Genomic DNA, 19,301 nt, shown 5'->3' on the forward strand with positions numbered 1-19,301 from the left:
GCATCATATTGATAATAATTTTATTTCAAGTATTTTTGAACTCTTAAAAGACAAGTATTTTTTTATTGGGTTTAGATTTTAATTTTTAAACAAGAATTTCTCTTTTTATGAAGACCGTTTATTTAGATAACGCTGCAACGACTCAAATTCATGAGGACGTTATTGATGCCATGACTCAAGTTATGAAACAAAGTTATGGTAATGCATCGTCAACACATAGTTTCGGAAGGTCAGCAAAAGCTCTTATTGAGAAATCCAGAAAGGCTATTGCCTCATTTTTTAAGGTGTCAGCAGGAGAAATTGTATTTACAGCAGGTGGAACTGAAGCCGATAATTTAGTTTTAAGAAGTGCTGTAAGAGATTTACATGTAGAGCACATTATTATTTCAAAAATAGAACATCACGCAGTGTTACATACTGTTGAACAGCTTCAAACAGAATATCATATTTCAATTAGTTATGTAAATGTTGATGCGAGTGGTGAAATTGATTATGCACATCTTGAAAAGTTACTTCAAAACCCTAAAAAAACCTTGGTGAGCTTAATGCATGTGAATAATGAAATTGGCAATATTTTAGATATCCAACGTGTTGCTACTTTATGTAAAACAAATAAAGCTTTATTCCATAGTGACACGGTACAATCAGTTGGTCATTACCCTTTAAATTTAAAAGAAATTCCAGTTGATTTTATAGCCGCAAGTGCTCATAAGTTTCACGGCCCCAAGGGCGTTGGTTTTGCTTTTATTAGAAAAAACTCAGGGTTAAAACCTTTGATTTTTGGTGGTGAACAGGAGCGAGGCTTACGAGCAGGTACAGAGAGTGTTCATAATATTGTAGGGATTGAAAAAGCGCTGAGTATTGCCCATACAACTATGGAAAGTCAGCAGGCCTATGTTCAAGATTTAAAACAGCATTTTGTAGATGGGATTAAGAAAGAAATTCCATTAGCTACTTTCAATGGCCATTCCGGTGATATTGAAAAAAGTACTTATACTATTGTGAACGTTTGTTTTCCAGTTTCAGCAGAACATTCTGCCATGTTATTATTTCAATTAGATTTAAAAGGGATTGCCTGCTCTAAAGGGAGTGCTTGCCAAAGCGGAAGTATACAAAGTTCGCATGTGTTAGCAGAATTATTAAGTGAAACCGATTTACAAAAACCATCCATTCGTTTTTCATTTAGCACTTATAATACCAAAGAAGAGATTGATTTTGTAATAGAGCAATTAAAAACTTTAATAGTTGCTTAATTATTTTTTAACTCGTTTTTCAAGATCTGTTCTATCAACTTTTAATGGTCGCCCTATAGCAATTCCATTTCTAAAAGTTTGTGTATGTAAACTTAAATCACCTTCGGGAATTTCAAATGGACCTGTATATTTTAAACCAAATTTTGCTGGATAGGTATTATTAATCGTATAAAATATTTCTGTGTTTGGTATAGAATTTTTTAATTCACACATGAGTTTACCATTTTGTTCATAAATGGTTATAATGGGGTCTAAAACCGCTTTTGAAATATTTAAATTGGCATTATCAAATCTTGTAAAATGATTTTCAACTCGATTGATAAAACTGGCCCAGTTTTTTAATGTTTTTGGACTCCAAAATGTTTCTGATAATGCCATAGCTCTTGGGTAAGTCATATAAAATGCAAACGGCATAGTCGGTACTTTTTCGGCCCACAGATTTCCTTGTCCTCCTAAAATAAACTTTGAATCTACGGTGTCTGGAACAGGTTCAAAACTATAACAGGTTTCTAAGCTTAAGTCTGCATATACTTTATTTTCAACACTGTAATCGCCTTGTGTATAATCTAGATACGCAAACGTGGTCGGTGTCATAACCACATCATGTCCAAGTTTAGCAGCTTCAATGCCTCCTTTCATGCCTCTCCAACTCATAACTGTAGCTTCATCTGCAAGGCCGCCTTCTAAAATTTCATCCCAACCAATTAGTTTTTTACCTTTTGAACTAATTATTTTCTCAACTCGTTTTACAAAATAACTTTGTAATTCTTTACCATCAGCAATGTTGTGTTCTTTCATAAAAGATTGAACGTCTTTGTCTTCTTCCCAATACCCATTATACGCCTCATCTCCTCCCATATGAATATAGTCTCCAGGGAAAAGCTGAGCAACTTCAGTAAACACTTTATCTACAAAATCATAAACATTTTCATCTGCAGGATTTAAGGTGTTTTCAATCAACATTTTAAATTTTCCATTACCATACCATTCAGAGAATTTCACACCTGGACTAACAAACTTGGGCTCTTTTTTGGTCGACAATTCTGGGTAGGCAGCTAAGGCAGCCATACTGTGTCCGGGCATATCAATTTCAGGGACTATGGTAATATTTCTTTCTGCTGCATATTTTACAACATCTTTTATTTGTTCTTGGGTGTAAAATCCACCATAGGTAGCTTTTTCATGAGGTTTTGGATACGGTCTGCTTTTTCCGAAAGCACCAAACCGCTCCACGCGCCATGCTCCAACCTCTGTTAATTTGGGTAAGGATTTTATTTCAATGCGCCAGCCTTCATCATCGGTAAGATGCCAGTGAAATACATTCAATTTATATTGAGACATTTTATCAATGTATGTCTTTACTTCATCCACTGTAAAAAAATGTCTGCTTACATCAAGCATTAAACCTCTCCATTTAAATCGCGGATAATCTTTAATCTCACAACCTTCTATAGTTAGTGTTGATAGCTTTTGGTTGTTCTGTTCAAATTTTGGAGTAAATAATTGCCTTAAGGTTTGAAACCCGTTAAAAATACCAGCGGGTTTGTTAGCACTTAAGGATATTGTATTGTTATCAATTTTTAAATTGTAACCTTCATTCCCCATTTCAGAATCAAGTGTTTTTAAAAGTTTGATAGTAATAGTTTTCTTGGATTTTTGGTTGTTTGAACTTAACTGAAATCCTTTTTCTTTTAATAAGGAAATAAAATTTTCTGCATACTGAATAACCTTCTCATCTTCCGATTGAATTTTAATTTGTACTGTATTATCAAATGTGAAGAACGAATCATTAGATTTGAAACTTACAGGAACAGGAATAATATTGTTTTGAGCATTACTTAACTGAATTGTAATGATGACAAGGAGAATTTTAAGAATCGTTTTCATTTATTTAGTATACTATTTTTTAACTATTATTGGTAATAAAGATAGAGAAATAAGGTTTAATTTATCTAGCCAATACAACTTTTGTATGAGCTATTATTTTTTTATCAGATACTAACTTAACAAAGTAAATTCCGTTAGATAGTCCTTGGGTTGTCCATTGAAACTTTGTTTGTCCGTTAGCAATAGGAGCATTAAAAACAGATTGTCCGAAAACATTAAAAATTTCGATTTGAGTATTTCCTGATATGTTTTTAAATGAAAATGTAGTTGAAGTATTAAAGGGGTTTGGATAATTAATTAGTTTGCTAGATTGATTTTTAGAAATATCGTTAACACCTAAATTGGAATCTAAAGTCAGTTTTAAAGCAACAGGACGGTGATCGGAAACATTTTGATCATATTCTGTCCATCCATTAGAGAGGTAGTCGTCAATTTTAATAGTTTCAGTTGTTGAACTTGCTAATTCAAATTCATCAAATAATTCATTGGTAATTAAAATATGATCTAAATGTGATGGCCATGTTGGATACGACCAATTAGTATTACTGCCAAAAGCAATATCGTGATCTGCGAACAAGTAATTACTTGTATCATCTATCAAACTTTGAAATACATTATTATTTGTATCATCTGATAAGACATCATTTAAATCTCCTACCAGAATAACATTTTCATTTTGGAGGTTTGTATCAATATAATTTTTTAGCAGATTAACGGCTTCATATCGTCTGTTTTCTTCATCAGTTGTATCACCTAAACTTAATGTACCATCACCACAACACTTTAAATGATTATTGATAATATATAAATGTTGATTGTTATAGGCGATATCAACAACCATTGGGGCTCTAGGAAATACATTCCAATAGTTAGAGGTGTCAAATATCCTATAAACGCGATTTACTGTAATAACATCTGGTTTATATAAAAAAGCTAGCCCATCATATTCAGTAGATTCAAAGTGACCATTATAATTAGCCAAACCATCTACCAAATCACTAAAGGCAGTTTGGTTACTTATTTCTTGAATAGCTATAAAATCTACATCTAAAGCTTCTATAATTTGAGTTGCATAATAGATGGTAGCTTGATTATTTTTTGGAAATTCTTGGATATTCCAAGTCATAACTTCAAACGTATCATTAGTTCCAAACGACAAATCATTAATGGTTTGTGCAGATAACGTAAAAGATAAAAGTAAAACGAATATGAGTATGAAGCGTTTCATTTGTATGAATAAACTATACAAAGTTATTTAATTTAATTAAAACTTCATGGTCGTTCTTACATTAAAAACTCTCGGTGTTAAGTAATTAGGAATCGCATATTGACGCTTAGTATAAACATCCCTTACCCAAGTATTCGTAATAGAGTTTTGAACATCAAACATATTGAAAATTTCAAACCCAAAAGAGAGTTCTTTAAATGGTTTTTTCCAACCACTTTTAAATTGCTTGTTTTCATCTACCAGTACAAACTGTAAACCAAGATCGGCTCTTTTGTAAGCGGGTAATCTGTTTTGATATTCGTATGGATTGGCATAACTGGGAGAACCGCCAGGAAGCCCGGTGTTATAAACCAAATTTAAATACATTTTCATGCTAGGAATATTGGGTACGTAATCTTGAAACAAAGCTGCGAATTTCAGGCGCTGATCCGTTGGCCTAGCTATATACCCTTTGTTATCAATGTTCTCTTCGGTTTTTAAATATCCAAAGCTGAACCAAGACTCTGTTCCAGGAACAAATTCGCCATTTAATCGCATATCTAAACCGTAGGCATACGCTTTTGCGTTGTTATCGGCTCTGTAACGAATACGAACATTTTCTAATGTATAAGGATTGACATCGGTTAAGTTTTTGTAATACGCTTCAGTTGTTAGCTTAAAAGGTCTGTCCCACATTTTAAAACTATAATCATTTCCTAAAACCAAATGAAATGATTTTTGCGCTTTTACGTTGGGCTGAACAGTGGCTGCAGAATCACGAAGTTCTTTGTAAAATGGTGGTTGATAATAGATTCCGGTTGCAATTCTGAACAGCATATCTTTTTTCCAGGACGGCTTAATAGCAAATTGAGCTCGCGGACTAAATACAGTTTGATTTGAAGAGGAAATGTTATCACCTGTAACCATCCAATTATGAACTCTAACACCAGCATTATACCAAACATCGCTAGTTCCTATGGTTGAGCGTTTACTCCATTGCGTGTAAGCCTGAATTCTGTTTATTTGAGCGTTATTTGTTGCTCTTACATTTTGAAAAGGTTCTATAGGGCCACTATACGATGCGTAAGGTTGTTCGTTTATTGGTGTTGTTTTTGGCGGTCTAATTGAAAATCCAGCAGAATCAATAACCTCCCATTCAATCAAACGATCTCTGATATCTTCGTGGGTATATTTAACGGACCATTCAATTTGATTATCATTAATATTGTATTGTCCTTTATGCTCAATATTGGTAATAAGTGCATCTAAATCATTTCTACCATGGTTTAGCTGGCTACCAATACCTTCACTAAATTCTACATCACCAAAATTTTCATCGCCTATATTTGAATTTACTTCACCCAAATTATATTGTGCTAAAATATCAAAGTGTTCTTCTTCAGTCGTGTGATATGTTGACGCAATAAGATGCATAGTTAATTTGTCATTCGCAAAATAAGTGCCTTTAAAGGCACCGAATAACGTTTGATACTGATCTTTTTCTTCACCTTCATAATAAATAATCAAAGCCATTGGATCGCTTAAAGTTCCAAAGTTTGTTTGTCTAGCCTGTGGTTGATAATTGTACTTGTTTAAGGAAGCATTTCCTAAAAAACTCAAATGAAATTTATTAGTAAACTTATAGGTTAGATAGGTTTGTACATCTGAAAAAGTAGGATCGTAATTGGTTTGTGTTTCTTTCGCGTTAACGAGTAAACTATTATTACGATAACGTATGCCTACAATGCCAGAGAGTTTAGAATCTTTGCTGACGCCTTCAATGGAAACACTACCTCCTAAGAGACTCAAATCAGCATTGATTTCAGATTGATAAGGGGTTTTATAAGTAATATCTAAAACGGATGATAATTTGTCACCGTATTTGGCTTGAAAACCTCCAGCAGAAAATTCAATATTTTCAACTAAATCAGTATTCACAAAGCTTAAGCCTTCTTGCTGCCCAGATCTTACTAAAAAAGGACGATAAATTTCAATACCATTAACGTATACTAAGTTTTCATCAAAATTACCACCACGCACAGCATATTGTGTGCTTAATTCATTATTGTTATTTACACCGGGCAAGGTCATTAATAAATTTTCTACACCGGCATTAGCTCCGGGTATTTTCCTGATGGTTTCCGGATTTAGTGTTGTAATACCTTCGACCGTATTTTGACTTTTTCCAGTAATAACAACCGTTGCTATTTGCTCTATAGACAAACTCATTACGGGATTAAACTCTAGCGTTTCTCCGTTTTTGAGATTAAAAGTGCTTATTATTTTTTTATGTGAAAGGTGTGTGAATTCAATGGAAACATCTTTGTTTGACGGTATGTTTAGAATATAAAATCCGTTGTCATTTGTTTCTGTTCCAACAGTACCAGCTTTTATGCTAACATTGGCAATTGGCTGGTTATTAGTGTCAAGAATAATCCCTTTAATGATAGCTGTTTGAGAATGCCCAACAAAAGTCATTAAGGTAAATAAGAACAGATTGACAACTAAAGATTTTGTTTTCAAAAGCAATTTTTTTATTTCCTATAAAAAACCGATTCAAAAGTAGAGCTATTTCCAACATTATCCGTAACAATCACCTTTAAATTGTTTTTGGTATCGGTAACCACACCATCATTAAAATCGTGTATTAATGTTTTTGTTTTGTAATCATATTCCATTAAAATCCATTTGCCATTTACAGTTGCTCTATAATTTGAAATACCAGAAAGGTCATCATCAATTTTAAGTTTTAAATATCTAAAATTACTTAACCATTGACCATCTTTAAAGTTGATAGGTTTTACACTAGGCTTTTCGTCGTCCATAGTGAGGGCATAGGTGCCAAGTGTTTTAGTAAAAGTGTATAAGTTGTTACCGTTTCTTTTTGTTGATGAATAAGCTGGAAAATTTTTATAGCCTAAAAGTTCCGCTATATATAGTTTGTTTTTGTCTTCATCAGAATAGTTACTTACATCATAACTAATTTTTATACTTTTCTTTAACGGAATAGTATCTTTATCAAGTTTAAGCGTATCGTTATCCACATGAAAGTCAATATAAAAATCATCATAAAAGGTGTCTGGATACATGTCTACAGAAACACGACCTTCTTTTAAGTTTGTAGTTTGGTTTGCATAAATATAGTACGGTGTAGTTTTAGGGCTAGTAAATTTAACAGAATTATTTTTTTCTCCCTTAATGGTTAAGGTTACCCATGTGTCATTCTTTTTAAAGTCAGATACCCTAATTTTGTAAACAGAGTAGGTGCTATCTTTAATTTTAATAACACCATTATTAATGACTGAATCAAATAAACTTAACGGATTATTATCTACAAATAGTTTTTGTACACGTTGTCTTTTTGTTTTATAAACTTCATAGTCTATCAATCTATTGATGTATTTCGTTTCATCAAAACCAAAGGATTTAAAGTTCAATTCAAAATTCTCGTTACCATTTATAAATGTTTGAATATTATAAACGCCATTTTTATTGGCAGCTAAATCTTGTCTGTCTGTAGTTCCAACAGCAAAACCAATATCGCCGTAAGCTTCAATATTTTCAACAACGTAGTCGCCACTTTTTATAGGGATTAAGCGCAGTTTTTGTTTAACTGTTGAGTTGTTAACGTACGAACTATCGCCTAATGGATAGGCATATAAATCACTAATGATTGGCTTGGAGGTATCTTTAATGTCAAACCCAAATAGCATAGGGTTTATGGGGTGTTCTTCTTTATCGCGGATTTCAAAATGAAGATGTGGGCCGCCAGAACCACCAGTGTTACCACTATAAGCAATGATATCACCTTGATTAACAGGTAATTCGCCAGCTTGAGGGAATACTTCTACTTCATAAGATTCTTTTTTATATTGTAGTTTTTTAATATATGCTTCAATTTCTGGGTTAAAATGCTGTAAATGACCATATACAGAGGTGTATCCATTAGGATGTGTTATATACAAAGCTTTACCATAACCATAATGGGATATTTTTATTCTACTTACGAAACCACTTGCCGACGCATGAACTTTTAAACCAACACGTTGCTGCGTTTTAATGTCTAAACCCCCATGAAAATGATTAGATCTCAATTCGGCAAACGTACCAGCGAGGACGATAGGAATATCTAAAGGATTTCTAAAATAATCTTGCGGATACGGGTTTTGAGCTTTAGAAAATATGCTAAGAAATAATAGAGGGACAAGGATAAATCTCATAAAAAATTGCGGTTATACCAAATTCACTTTTTAAACGTTTTATAGTCATTTGGTATTGTTGATAAAAATATTAATTTGTTACAAATATGCAAAGTATTAAATAAAATTAGGGTCATTGTGTTGATAATGAGTTATAATAATGATTTTTAATTTTTTTTATGAAAACAATTGTAATTTATGGCAATCTATGTTAACTTTGTAAGATAGGTATTGAAATTTGTAAATGAGTAATATTGAAGATATTGTAGATTCTCTAGAAAACAAAATCAGTAAGGTTTTACATAAACTAGAGATTTTAAAGCAAGTTAACTCAAAATTAAATGACGAGTTGGCTGCTTCGAAACAAGAGATTCAAAATCAAAAGATGCATATTGCAGCTTGGGAAGAAAAATATGAAGCTCTAAAAATGGCAAATACAATACTTGGTAGTGACGAAAATAAAAGAGAGACTAAGCTTAAAATAAACGCACTAATTAGGGATATTGATCATTGTATTGCTCAACTTGCTGATTAATGTAACATAAATTCAATGTCAGAAAAGCTTAAAATAAAGCTGTCTATAGCTAACAGAGTATATCCTTTAACTATTGAGGCAAGTCAAGAGGAAGGATTGCGCAAAGCAGCTAAAAACATTGAAGCAATGATTAAACAATTTGAGCAAAGTTATTCTGTTAGAGATAAACAAGATGTGTTGGCTATGTGTGCTTTACAGTTTGCCTCGCAAGTTGAACAGAAAACTATTGATAAAGAGAATGTAAACGAGCATGTTGAAGACAAATTAAATGCGCTTAATAATTTATTACATTCTTACTTAATCTCTTAACGTTCTTTAAAATAAACTAAAAGTTACTGCCTACATTGGTTATTTTTTTTGATAAACTCAACGTTAATTCTTTAAAAAGGGTGAGTTTAAGTTGTAAAAGCAAGCTGCCTTGAGCAGATCCTTGATCAGCTTGTTAGCCCTAAACTTGTTTTTAAGGAGTTTATACAAAACTTTATACTGGTGTAGGCTTTTTTATATATAAACACTAACTAATTATCATGGATAACCCAATTATATTAATTGTAGGAGGAATTCTTTTAGGAGTACTAATAGGATTTATCATTGCAAAAACATTAGAAAAAAACAATGCTTCGAAGCTCATTAAGGGAGCTAAAAAAAGTGCAGCTTCTATTCTTAAAGAAGCTAATAGCGAAGGAGAGTCAATAAAGAAAGATAAAATACTGCAGGCTAAAGAGAAATTTTTAGAGCTTAAAGCGGAGCATGAAAAAGTTATTTTATCACGTGACAAAAAAATAGCTGAAGCGGAAAAACGTACTCGTGATAAAGAATCTCAAGTATCCTCTGAATTGGCTAAAAGCAAGAAACTTAACGATGAGATTGATGCTAAGATTAAAGATTATGACCATAGACTAGACATACTAGATAAGAAGCAAGTGGAGATTGATAGGCTACACAGAAGTCAAGTAGAGCAATTAGAAGTTATTTCTAGTTTATCTGCTGAAGATGCTAAAGCACAGTTGATAGAATCTTTAAAAGGAGAGGCTAAAAGCGATGCCATGGCTTATGTACAAGCTACCGTTGAAGAAGCTAAGTTAACAGCACAACAAGAGGCTAAGAAAATTATTATTAATACCATTCAACGAATAGGAACAGAAGAAGCTGTTGATAACTGTGTGTCTGTATTTAATATAGAATCAGATGATGTAAAAGGTCGTATTATTGGTCGTGAAGGACGCAACATTAGAGCGATTGAAGCAGCGACTGGTGTAGAAATAATTGTTGATGATACGCCGGAAGCAATCATCTTATCTTGTTTTGATTCTGTAAGACGTGAAATAGCACGATTGTCTTTACACAAATTAGTGACCGATGGAAGGATTCATCCTGCCAGAATTGAAGAAGTCGTTAAAAAAACCAAAAAACAAATAGAACAAGAAATCATAGAGGTTGGAAAACGAACCGTTATCGATTTAGGAATTCATAATTTGCATCCAGAACTTATTAAAATGGTTGGAAGAATGAAATACCGTTCTTCTTATGGTCAAAACCTATTACAACATTCGCGTGAAGTTGCTAAACTTTGCGGTGTTATGGCAGCTGAGCTAGGTTTAAATCCTAAACTAGCTAAACGTGCAGGGTTACTACATGATATAGGTAAAGTGCCAGATGCTGAAGCAGATATGGAAACTCCACATGCTATTTTAGGAATGCAATGGGCAGAAAAATTTGGTGAACTACCAGAAGTATGTAATGCTATTGGAGCCCATCATGATGAAGTTGAAATGAAATCATTAATATCACCAATTATTCAGGTTTGTGATGCTATTTCAGGAGCACGTCCAGGAGCAAGACGTCAGGTTTTAGATAGTTATATTCAACGTTTAAAAGATTTAGAAGATATCGCTTTTGGATTCCAAGGTGTTAAAAAAGCGTATGCAATTCAAGCAGGAAGAGAATTACGTGTGATTGTTGAAAGTGAAAAGGTCGATGACCAGAAAGCTGCAGATTTGTCTTTTAGTATTTCACAAAAAGTTCAAACGGATATGACGTATCCTGGTCAAGTAAAAGTGACTGTTATTAGAGAAACACGAGCGGTTAATATTGCAAAATAAGTACTCAAAAAAAATCCAGTTTAATTAAACTGGATTTTTTTTGTTAATTGGAAATTTGATGATAAAAGTAGAACCTTCATTTACCTTGCTTTCTACTTCTATTGTTCCATTGAAAGTTTCTACATGGTTTTTTATAAGATACAGACCAACACCTTCTGAATTTTCATTATAATGAAAAGTTCTATATAATTTAAAAACTTCCTTTCCATATTTTTCCATATCGATTCCTATACCATTATCTTGAATGGTAATTATAATATTGTCGTTACTAACAGTAGAATTAAACAGGATATAAGGATCTCTATCTGGATGTTTGTATTTTATTGCGTTAGACAATAAATTCTGAAAAACGCTTTCTAAATACGCAGGATTGAAATCGATAGAAATTGATGGATCAACCTTATTTATAATTCTAGCATTAGATTTGGTAATTTCTACTTCCAACAAAATTAACGAGTTGTTAATATACTCGTACACATTTAAATTTTGTACATCGTCAGACTTATTATTCTGAATCGATACTATTTCATTTAAATTATATATTGTTTTGGATAACGATTGAGAAACAGTTTTTAAATGAGTTATCAACTCTTCTTTTTCTTCATCTGATTCTGCCTCATCATAAAACTCTAAAAGGTTTTCAAAATTTGCTGCATGTGACTTTAAATTATGAGTTACAATATGGGCAAAATTATTAAGTTTGTTATTCTTTTCAATGATTAATTTAAGCGATTTAACCTTAGCGAGTTCATCTTCTTTTTGTTGCGTAATATCGAGATGTATGCCTATTATTCTTGTAGGTTTACCTTCATCATCTTTTTCAATTATTTTGCCTTTATCTAATACCCATTTATAGGTGTTGTCTTTGCATAATATTCGATGTTCATTTTCATAAAAAGGAGTTAATCCGTTGAGATGATCTTCAAAATCTTTAAAATATTTCTGTTTATCTTCTGGATGCACTCTATCGTTCCAATCGTTAGGATTAGATCCAAACTCATTGGTATTAAAACCAATTATTCTTTTTGATTCTTCTGAAAAAAATACGCGATTTAAATTAGCATCATAATCCCAAATGCCAATATTTGAATTTTTTAGAGCAAATTGCCATTTTAATTCATCAAAATTAATGGAGTCTTTAACGTTATGATTCATTTAACTAAAGATTTGAGAGCTTTATTCTTCTTTTTAAGAAAAATAATATTGTAAAGATAACAAATAATCGATTAAAATGTTAATTTATCAGATGAAATGCAATTATTTTCTTGGATGATACTTTTCTACAATTTTAGACAGATGTCCCTTATCTAAATGTACATAGATTTCGGTGGTTGTTATACTTTCATGACCTAACATCATTTGAATAGAACGCAAATCGGCATTGTTTTGTAATAAATGTGTAGCAAACGAATGACGAAAGGTATGTGGCGAAATACTTTTTTTAAGTCCGATTTTTTCTGCAAGTTGTTTAATAATAGTGAAAATCATGGCTCTAGTTAGCTGTTTACCTCGTCTGTTTAGAAATAATGTATCTTCATAGTTAGGTTGTATTGGTATGTGAGGTCTAATTTGGTTTTTATAGATGTTTATATATTTTTGAGTAGTCCCTACTATAGGTACAAAGCGTTGTTTGTCACCTTTACCAGTTACTTTAATAAAGCCTTCGTCAAAAAATAAATCGGATAGTTTTAAATTAGTTAATTCACTTACACGTAAGCCACAGCCATATAAGGTTTCCAGAATAGCGCGATTTCGTTCACCTTCAGGAGTACTTAAATCGATTGCTCCAATGATGGTGTCAATTTCAAATTCGCTTAATGTGTCCGGAAGTTTTCTGCCAATTTTTGGAGATTCAACAAGTTCTAAAGGATTTGAATTCCTATAATCTTCAAACACTAAATAACTAAAAAAACTACGTAATCCAGATATAATTCTAGATTGAGTTCGTTCATTAAGCTCTTTGGCGATGCTATAAATAAACTGCTGAATAATATCTGGTGTAATCGAAATAGGAGTGAGGGTTATGTGATTCTCTTCCAAATAGGCAATTAGTTTTTTGACATCAAGTACATAATTATCAATAGAGTTTTTAGAAAGTCCACGTTCTATTTTTAAATAGAGTTGATAATCTTTAAGTGCGTGTAGCCATTTCATAGATGTAAAAATAATATAATTACATTATATAATTAAGTAAATAAACAACTCCTTGAAATGCAAATTATTCGGATTAAATGAGTAAAAATATAAGAAATTATTTGTTAATATGATAAAAAAGAACTTAGTTTGCTTTGAAATAATCAAAATAACTTTTAAAAATTATGAAAAAATTATTATTCTTAGCTGTTTTTACCGCTTTGTCAATTACAGGAGCTAATGCTCAAAGCGGATTTAAAGTTGGAGTAAATTTAGGTCTTCCTACAGGAGATATTAAAGATTTTTACTCATTAAATATTGGTGTAGATGCTAATTATTTATGGCAAGTTTCTGAAGAATTTGACGCAGGAATAACTGCTGGATATTCTCATTATTTAGCAAAAAGTTACGATATACCAGGAGGTGGCAGTATAAAAGGAGATGATGCAGGTTTTTTTCCAATAGCTGCTGCAGGACGTTTTAATGTATCAGAAGATTTTATAATTGGTGCTGATTTAGGATATGCATTGGGTATTAGTCCTTCAGGAAATGATGGTGGATTTTATTATGCTCCAAAGTTACAGTATGGAGTAAGTGAATCCTTAGATATAGTTTTAGCATATAAAGGAATAAGTGTTGATGGAGGAACTTTTAGTTCTATTAATTTAGGAGTTGAGTTTGGTCTATAAGAGATTATAATAGATGATAAAAAGGAAGCAAATTTGCTTCCTTTTTTATGCTCAAAAATTAATATCTTTACTTCATGAAAAAAGTAATCATCATAAATGGTCCAAATTTAAATTTGTTAGGCAAACGAGAGCCAGCAATTTACGGAAGTTTAACTTTTAATGAGTTTTTAGAAAAAGTAAAACAAAAGTATTCTAAAGTAGATATTGATTATTTTCAGTCGAATATTGAAGGAGAGCTTATTGATAAAATTCAAGAAGTTGGATTTAGTTATGATGGTATTGTTTTAAACGCAGCGGCCTATACGCACACGTCAATTGGTATAGGAGATGCAGTAAAAGCAATTGAAACACCTGTTGTGGAAGTTCATATTTCCAATACCTTTAATAGGGAAGAGTTTCGTCACCAATCGTATATTTCTCCCAATGCCAAAGGTGTTATTTTAGGTTTTGGATTGCAGAGCTATGAGTTGGCTATTCAAAGCTTTTTATAATAGTCTCCATTTTAGGTTAAGATTTTTCACATAATATTAACGTATTCTTTTGTTTTATTTATCACTTACTTGTGAGAATTTTAACAAGTTTTTGAATTAGATTTGATTTATTAATCTTTAAAATTAAATCTATTATGAAAAAAATGTTACTTTGTTTAACACTATCTACTTTATGTTTTGTTAGTATGAATGCGCAAGAATTTAAAGTGGGATTTGCTGCAGGATTACCTATTAGTTCTTCACATCAATACTCGGCGTCATTTGATGCCAGCTATATTTTTAATATTACTGAAAAATTTGATGTAGGTTTAACCACAGGGTTTTCACATTGGTTTAAACGACCAGCATTTAATTCTGGGAGTCTAAGAATTTTAGAAACAGAACAAGTTTCTATATTGCCTATTGCTTTAACGAATCGTTTTAATATTTCTAAAAAAGTTACTTTAGCTACAGATTTTGGTTATGCTATTCCTGTTAGATCTCCTGCATACGGAAGTGGATTGTATTTTGCGCCAAAAATTCAATATGGAATTTCTAAATCTATGGATGTTGTTTTAGGATACAGAGTGGCTAAATTAGATTATGAATTAATGACTTCTACTATTGATATGCTTTCACTTGGGATAGAATTCAAATTATGAAAATTAAAATTGCCATAGCTTTTATATTGTTTTCCATGAATATGGCATTGTGTCAAGATAAAGAAACCTCAAATAATTCAAATTATTATAAAGCCTATTTTACACAAATTAGATTGACTAAGAATTTCGTATTTCAACAAGAAATGAATTCAAGAACAGAGGTAGACTTTAAGACTTTTGAATTTCCATTGCTTTTTAAGTATAATGTAACAAAAAAGTTTAGTTTTTTAATAGGACCTAAATTTGATTTACTTAGATATGGTAGAGAAAATTTAACGGCAAAATCTGCATATATAACTTTTGGTGTTCAATATGATGTTTCTAAAAGCTCGCTATTATATGCTAGATACAATTATAGGTTAACAGAAGAAATTCCTATTGAAACAGATTATACTTTTGGTTCTAAAAGCTCATTTAACTTTGGTACAAAAATTAAATTTTAAAAAAAAAGTGATTCAATTTGAATCGCTTTTTTTCTTTCTATAAATTCCAAAAAACTTAATTAAAAGTTCGATTACAGAGATCTTTCTTGCTATTTGTTAGTTCTTTAATTGATTGAAATTTAAAAATTATCTCAAAAGTTAGCTGTAAATTAACATTATGGTATTTTATTTGCATCCTTTAAAAAAAATAACTGTACAGGGGTGACCTATGATAAAAACTTGTGTCTAAATAACTGTACATAAAATTTTCAGTTGGAAGAGATAATTGTAGATAATTCAATAACCGATGAAGAGTTGGTAACTTTAATCGTAAATAATAAAAGTTCACAATTGTTTTCAGTTATTTATGATAGGTACTCTCATGTAGTTTACAACAAATGTATCAGTTTTGTTAAAGATACAAATGAAGCGCAAGACTTAACGCATGATATTTTTGTAAAACTCTTTATAAAACTTAAAACGTTTAATCATAAATCTAAATTTTCTACTTGGCTTTATTCTTTTACGTATAACCATTGTGTTAATTATGTTCAAAGAGATTTAAATAAACGAAAAGATAAATTTTTAACAACGGAAGATATAAATGATTTTTCAGAAGTTTATCAGAAATAAAGGATGAGTTTATATATGAATTGAAATCTGATAGTCTGCAGAAGAGTTTAGAGCTTATGGACCCTAATGATAAAATGATTCTTTTTATGAAATATCAAGATGATATGACGATAGAAGATATACAAAAAACATTAGAAATAGGAAAAAGTGCTGTTAAGATGAGATTGAGTAGGGCTAAGAGTAGACTAATTAAAATTTATAAAACTTTTTATTATGGAAAATCCGTTTAAAAAAGTATTACATAACGAAAAGTTACCAGAGGTCATTAAGAAAAAAGTAATGAGTGATATTGACTTGATTAAATTGACCTTAGATTTCACAGATTTATTCGCCATAAAATATCCTGATGCAGTTAATGATATCTTGAAATCCAATAAAAAGAAATAAACTAAACTCTCTAAAATTATAACAAATGAATACGAAACTAGACTTAAGGCTTTTAGAAGAATTAATGAATAACATATATAAAGTATTTCCCAAAATAGTTTTTGGGCTTTTATTTATTATTGTTTCCTGGCTTATTTTGAAAATAGTTCTTTACGTTGTTAAAAAATCTCTGAATATTACTAAAATAAATCATCTCACTAAAAAAATTAATGAAGTTCCCTTTTTAAGTGCAACATTAAATATTAAACCAGAAAAAATAATAATAATATTTATTAAATGGTTTTTAATCTTGGTTTTTGTTATTGTTGGTTCAGACCTTTTAGGTTTAGACTTAATATCTAACGAGGTGAGTAAATTGATTAATTATCTACCTAAAATTTTTAGTGCATTAGTCATTTTTATATTAGGTATTTATGGTGCTACATATTTAAAAAAATCAGTACAGTCTTTATTAAAAGCTATAGATATTAATGGTTCTAAAGCTATTAGTCAAATTATCTTTATTGTTCTTGCTTTAATGGTATCTATCATGACATTAAACCAATTAGGATTAAATACAGAAATAGTAACAAGCAACTTGTTTTTAATATTAGGCGCAATTTTAGCTGCCTTTACAATTGCTTTTGGATTGGGGTCTAGAGATATTATATTCAGACTATTATTAGGTTTTTATTCTAAGCGAAATTTTAATGTTGGTCAAAGAATTCAAATTGATGGAGAAGAAGGTGTTATCGTTTCCATTGAAAATATTGCAATGGTTGTTTCTTTTGCCAATAAAAAAGTGGTGTATCCCGTTAAATATATTACTAATAAAAAAATTGAAATTTTAAATTAAAAAAAGTGTCTTTTTAAATAAAAGGGTGTCATAATAATAGAATTAGTTTAATATCCATTTTATGAAGGACAGTCTTAGTATCATCTTTATAATTATACAAATTAGTATCTTATTGTTTTTACTAATTCTTATATATGGAGCTAGAAAAGATTATAAAACATCTTTTATCCAATTTTATAAATTAAATTTAAAAGATAAGAATGATAAGAATTTAAAAAAAAAGAAATAAATGAATAAATAAAATATTTCCAACCTATACATGAATTTTTGAATGAGGGATTATTCAAGTAATCTTAAGGTTGGTTGGTTACTTGAAAGCTGCAATTAATTTAGGGGTAATTTGGGATAATTATTTTTAATTGTAGTAAAAAGGGCTTGATCTCTCCAATCAAGCCCTTTCTTTGTTTGAGAAATTATATTTAGTTTTATAAATGAATCACTTCATCATAAGCGTCAGCAACAGCTTCCATAACCGCTTCACTCATTGTAGGGTGGGGATGCACTGTTTTTAAAACTTCATGTCCTGTAGTTTCCAGTTTTCTTCCTAAAACTGCTTCAGCAATCATATCGGTAACACCGGCTCCTATCATATGGCAACCTAACCACTCACCATATTTAGCATCAAAAATCACTTTTACAAAGCCATCTTTGTTACCGCCAGCACTTGCTTTACCAGAGGCTGAGAACGGGAATTTTCCAACTTTAATATCAAACCCTTTTTCTTTAGCTTGTTTTTCGGTTAACCCTACACTTGCTATTTCAGGTGTACAATAGGTACAACCTGGAATATTTCCATAATCTAAAGCTTCAACATGTTGTCCCGCAATTTTTTCAACACATAAAATACCTTCTGCAGATGCTACGTGTGCTAAGGCTTGACCAGGAGTTACATCACCAATGGCGTAATACCCAGGGATATTTGTTTGGTAAAAATCATTAACTAATATTTTATCTCTATCTGTTGCAATACCTACTTCTTCAAGTCCAATATTTTCAATATTTGTTTTAATACCTACAGCACTTAAAATAATATCGGCTTCAAGCACTTCTTCTCCTTTACTTGTTTTTACAGTAGCTTTAACACCATCGCCAGACGTGTCAACTTTCGTAACTTCAGAAGAGGTCATAATCTTAATCCCAATCTTTTTAAAAGAACGCTCTAATTGCTTAGAAACATCTTCATCTTCAACAGGAACTACATTAGGTAAGAATTCAACAATAGTTACATCTGTTCCCATTGAATTATAGAAATAGGCAAATTCAACACCAATAGCACCCGATCCAACTACAATCATTTTTTTTGGTTGCTTTGGTAAAGTCATAGCTTCTCTGTAACCAATAACTTTCTTTCCATCTTGAGGTAAACTAGGCAATTCGCGAGAGCGAGCTCCCGTTGCTACAATAATATGATCGGCACTATATTCGGTACCATCAACTTCAACTTTTTTACCTGGCTTAAGTTTTCCAAAACCGTTAATGACATCAATCTTGTTCTTTTTCATTAAAAATTGAACACCTTTACTCATGCCTTCGGCAACACCACGGCTACGTTTTACCACGGCATCAAAATCTTTATCATAATCCTTAACAGACAAACCATAATCATCAGCATGTTTTAAATATTCAAAAACTTGTGCAGATTTTAATAAAGCTTTTGTTGGGATACATCCCCAATTTAAACAAACACCACCAAGACTTTCTTTTTCAACTATAGCGGTTTTAAAACCTAACTGTGAGGCTCTAATAGCTGTTACGTAACCACCAGGACCACTTCCTAGAACAATAATATCGTATTTACTCATGAGAATTATTTAATCATTAAATCAGGGCACGAATTTACGAAACGTATTTTGAATAAAGAATTTAGAGCCTTATAAATTTGAATCT

At 31.2% G+C, this 19,301-nt stretch carries 19 protein-coding genes and 1 other RNA gene; 13 read left to right on the plus strand and 7 right to left on the minus strand.

Annotated features, from left to right (window positions below):
• Nucleotides 1–107: 107 nt before the first annotated feature.
• Nucleotides 108–1,253: a cysteine desulfurase family protein gene (locus G5V56_RS03315; RefSeq protein ID WP_166961408.1), complete on the plus strand. Its 1,146-nt coding sequence runs from the start codon at nucleotides 108–110 to the stop codon at nucleotides 1,251–1,253.
• On the opposite strand, the gene G5V56_RS03320 is transcribed toward G5V56_RS03315, so the two are convergent.
• The 4 genes from G5V56_RS03320 to G5V56_RS03335 form a co-directional block, all read right to left on the minus strand.
• Nucleotides 1,254–3,140: a beta-N-acetylhexosaminidase gene (locus G5V56_RS03320; RefSeq protein WP_166961411.1), complete on the minus strand. Its 1,887-nt coding sequence runs from the start codon at nucleotides 3,138–3,140 to the stop codon at nucleotides 1,254–1,256. It lies immediately after the preceding gene.
• A 61-nt stretch (nucleotides 3,141–3,201) separates the two neighbouring features.
• The gene (locus G5V56_RS03325; protein ID WP_166961414.1) at nucleotides 3,202–4,368 is read right to left on the minus strand and encodes an endonuclease/exonuclease/phosphatase family protein; all 1,167 of its coding nucleotides are present in this window, start codon (nucleotides 4,366–4,368) and stop codon (nucleotides 3,202–3,204) included.
• Nucleotides 4,369–4,404: 36 nt separating this feature from the next.
• Complete coding sequence (locus G5V56_RS03330; RefSeq protein ID WP_166962141.1) at nucleotides 4,405–6,825, minus strand: TonB-dependent receptor; 2,421 nt, start codon at nucleotides 6,823–6,825, stop codon at nucleotides 4,405–4,407.
• 56 nt (nucleotides 6,826–6,881) lie between these two features.
• Complete coding sequence (locus tag G5V56_RS03335) at nucleotides 6,882–8,567, minus strand: M23 family metallopeptidase (protein ID WP_166961417.1); 1,686 nt, start codon at nucleotides 8,565–8,567, stop codon at nucleotides 6,882–6,884.
• A gap of 223 nt (nucleotides 8,568–8,790) precedes the next feature.
• On the opposite strand from G5V56_RS03335, the gene G5V56_RS03340 reads away from it, so the two are divergent.
• The 4 genes from G5V56_RS03340 (at nucleotide 8,791) to rny (ending at nucleotide 11,183) form a co-directional block, all read left to right on the plus strand.
• The gene (locus tag G5V56_RS03340; protein ID WP_166961420.1) at nucleotides 8,791–9,081 is read left to right on the plus strand and encodes a hypothetical protein; all 291 of its coding nucleotides are present in this window, start codon (nucleotides 8,791–8,793) and stop codon (nucleotides 9,079–9,081) included.
• A 15-nt stretch (nucleotides 9,082–9,096) separates the two neighbouring features.
• Nucleotides 9,097–9,390, plus strand: coding sequence for a cell division protein ZapA (locus G5V56_RS03345; protein WP_166961423.1), 294 nt, complete (start codon nucleotides 9,097–9,099; stop codon nucleotides 9,388–9,390).
• A 55-nt stretch (nucleotides 9,391–9,445) separates the two neighbouring features.
• A non-coding RNA gene (gene ssrS / locus G5V56_RS03350) (6S RNA) lies at nucleotides 9,446–9,552 on the plus strand.
• Nucleotides 9,553–9,608: 56 nt separating this feature from the next.
• The gene (rny, locus tag G5V56_RS03355) at nucleotides 9,609–11,183 is read left to right on the plus strand and encodes a ribonuclease Y (protein ID WP_166961426.1); all 1,575 of its coding nucleotides are present in this window, start codon (nucleotides 9,609–9,611) and stop codon (nucleotides 11,181–11,183) included.
• Between the two features lie 24 nt (nucleotides 11,184–11,207).
• Here the strand turns inward: rny and G5V56_RS03360 are convergent, their stop codons facing one another.
• Together G5V56_RS03360 and G5V56_RS03365 are read right to left on the minus strand one after the other, a co-directional pair.
• A complete protein-coding gene (locus G5V56_RS03360) occupies nucleotides 11,208–12,338 on the minus strand; it encodes a sensor histidine kinase (RefSeq protein WP_166961429.1) in 1,131 nt (376 codons plus the stop codon).
• A gap of 102 nt (nucleotides 12,339–12,440) precedes the next feature.
• On the minus strand, nucleotides 12,441–13,337 hold the full coding sequence (locus tag G5V56_RS03365; protein ID WP_166961432.1) for a site-specific tyrosine recombinase: 897 nt from the start codon (nucleotides 13,335–13,337) through the stop codon (nucleotides 12,441–12,443).
• A gap of 164 nt (nucleotides 13,338–13,501) precedes the next feature.
• On the opposite strand from G5V56_RS03365, the gene G5V56_RS03370 reads away from it, so the two are divergent.
• The 8 genes from G5V56_RS03370 (at nucleotide 13,502) to G5V56_RS03400 (ending at nucleotide 17,414) form a co-directional block, all read left to right on the plus strand.
• On the plus strand, nucleotides 13,502–14,005 hold the full coding sequence (locus tag G5V56_RS03370; protein WP_166961435.1) for an outer membrane beta-barrel protein: 504 nt from the start codon (nucleotides 13,502–13,504) through the stop codon (nucleotides 14,003–14,005).
• Between the two features lie 74 nt (nucleotides 14,006–14,079).
• The gene (aroQ, locus tag G5V56_RS03375) at nucleotides 14,080–14,496 is read left to right on the plus strand and encodes a type II 3-dehydroquinate dehydratase (protein WP_166961438.1); all 417 of its coding nucleotides are present in this window, start codon (nucleotides 14,080–14,082) and stop codon (nucleotides 14,494–14,496) included.
• A 134-nt stretch (nucleotides 14,497–14,630) separates the two neighbouring features.
• Entirely contained in the window at nucleotides 14,631–15,137 is a 507-nt protein-coding gene (locus G5V56_RS03380; protein ID WP_166961441.1) for a hypothetical protein, read from the plus strand.
• Entirely contained in the window at nucleotides 15,134–15,580 is a 447-nt protein-coding gene (locus G5V56_RS03385; RefSeq protein ID WP_166961444.1) for a PorT family protein, read from the plus strand. Before G5V56_RS03380 ends, G5V56_RS03385 begins: the two co-directional genes overlap by 4 nt.
• Nucleotides 15,581–15,832: 252 nt before the next feature.
• On the plus strand, nucleotides 15,833–16,192 hold the full coding sequence (locus tag G5V56_RS19160) for an RNA polymerase sigma factor (RefSeq protein ID WP_317166389.1): 360 nt from the start codon (nucleotides 15,833–15,835) through the stop codon (nucleotides 16,190–16,192).
• A gap of 86 nt (nucleotides 16,193–16,278) precedes the next feature.
• The gene (locus tag G5V56_RS19165) at nucleotides 16,279–16,422 is read left to right on the plus strand and encodes a sigma factor-like helix-turn-helix DNA-binding protein (protein ID WP_317166390.1); all 144 of its coding nucleotides are present in this window, start codon (nucleotides 16,279–16,281) and stop codon (nucleotides 16,420–16,422) included.
• Nucleotides 16,406–16,579, plus strand: coding sequence for a hypothetical protein (locus G5V56_RS03395; protein ID WP_166961447.1), 174 nt, complete (start codon nucleotides 16,406–16,408; stop codon nucleotides 16,577–16,579). Before G5V56_RS19165 ends, G5V56_RS03395 begins: the two co-directional genes overlap by 17 nt.
• A gap of 25 nt (nucleotides 16,580–16,604) precedes the next feature.
• A complete protein-coding gene (locus tag G5V56_RS03400; RefSeq protein ID WP_166961450.1) occupies nucleotides 16,605–17,414 on the plus strand; it encodes a mechanosensitive ion channel family protein in 810 nt (269 codons plus the stop codon).
• Nucleotides 17,415–17,839: 425 nt separating this feature from the next.
• On the opposite strand, the gene lpdA is transcribed toward G5V56_RS03400, so the two are convergent.
• Nucleotides 17,840–19,216: a dihydrolipoyl dehydrogenase gene (gene lpdA, locus G5V56_RS03405; RefSeq protein ID WP_166961453.1), complete on the minus strand. Its 1,377-nt coding sequence runs from the start codon at nucleotides 19,214–19,216 to the stop codon at nucleotides 17,840–17,842.
• Between the last annotated feature and the right edge of the window lie 85 nt (nucleotides 19,217–19,301).

This window comes from Yeosuana marina, from assembly GCF_011762485.1.
Taxonomy (GTDB): Bacteria; Bacteroidota; Bacteroidia; order Flavobacteriales; family Flavobacteriaceae; genus Yeosuana; species Yeosuana marina.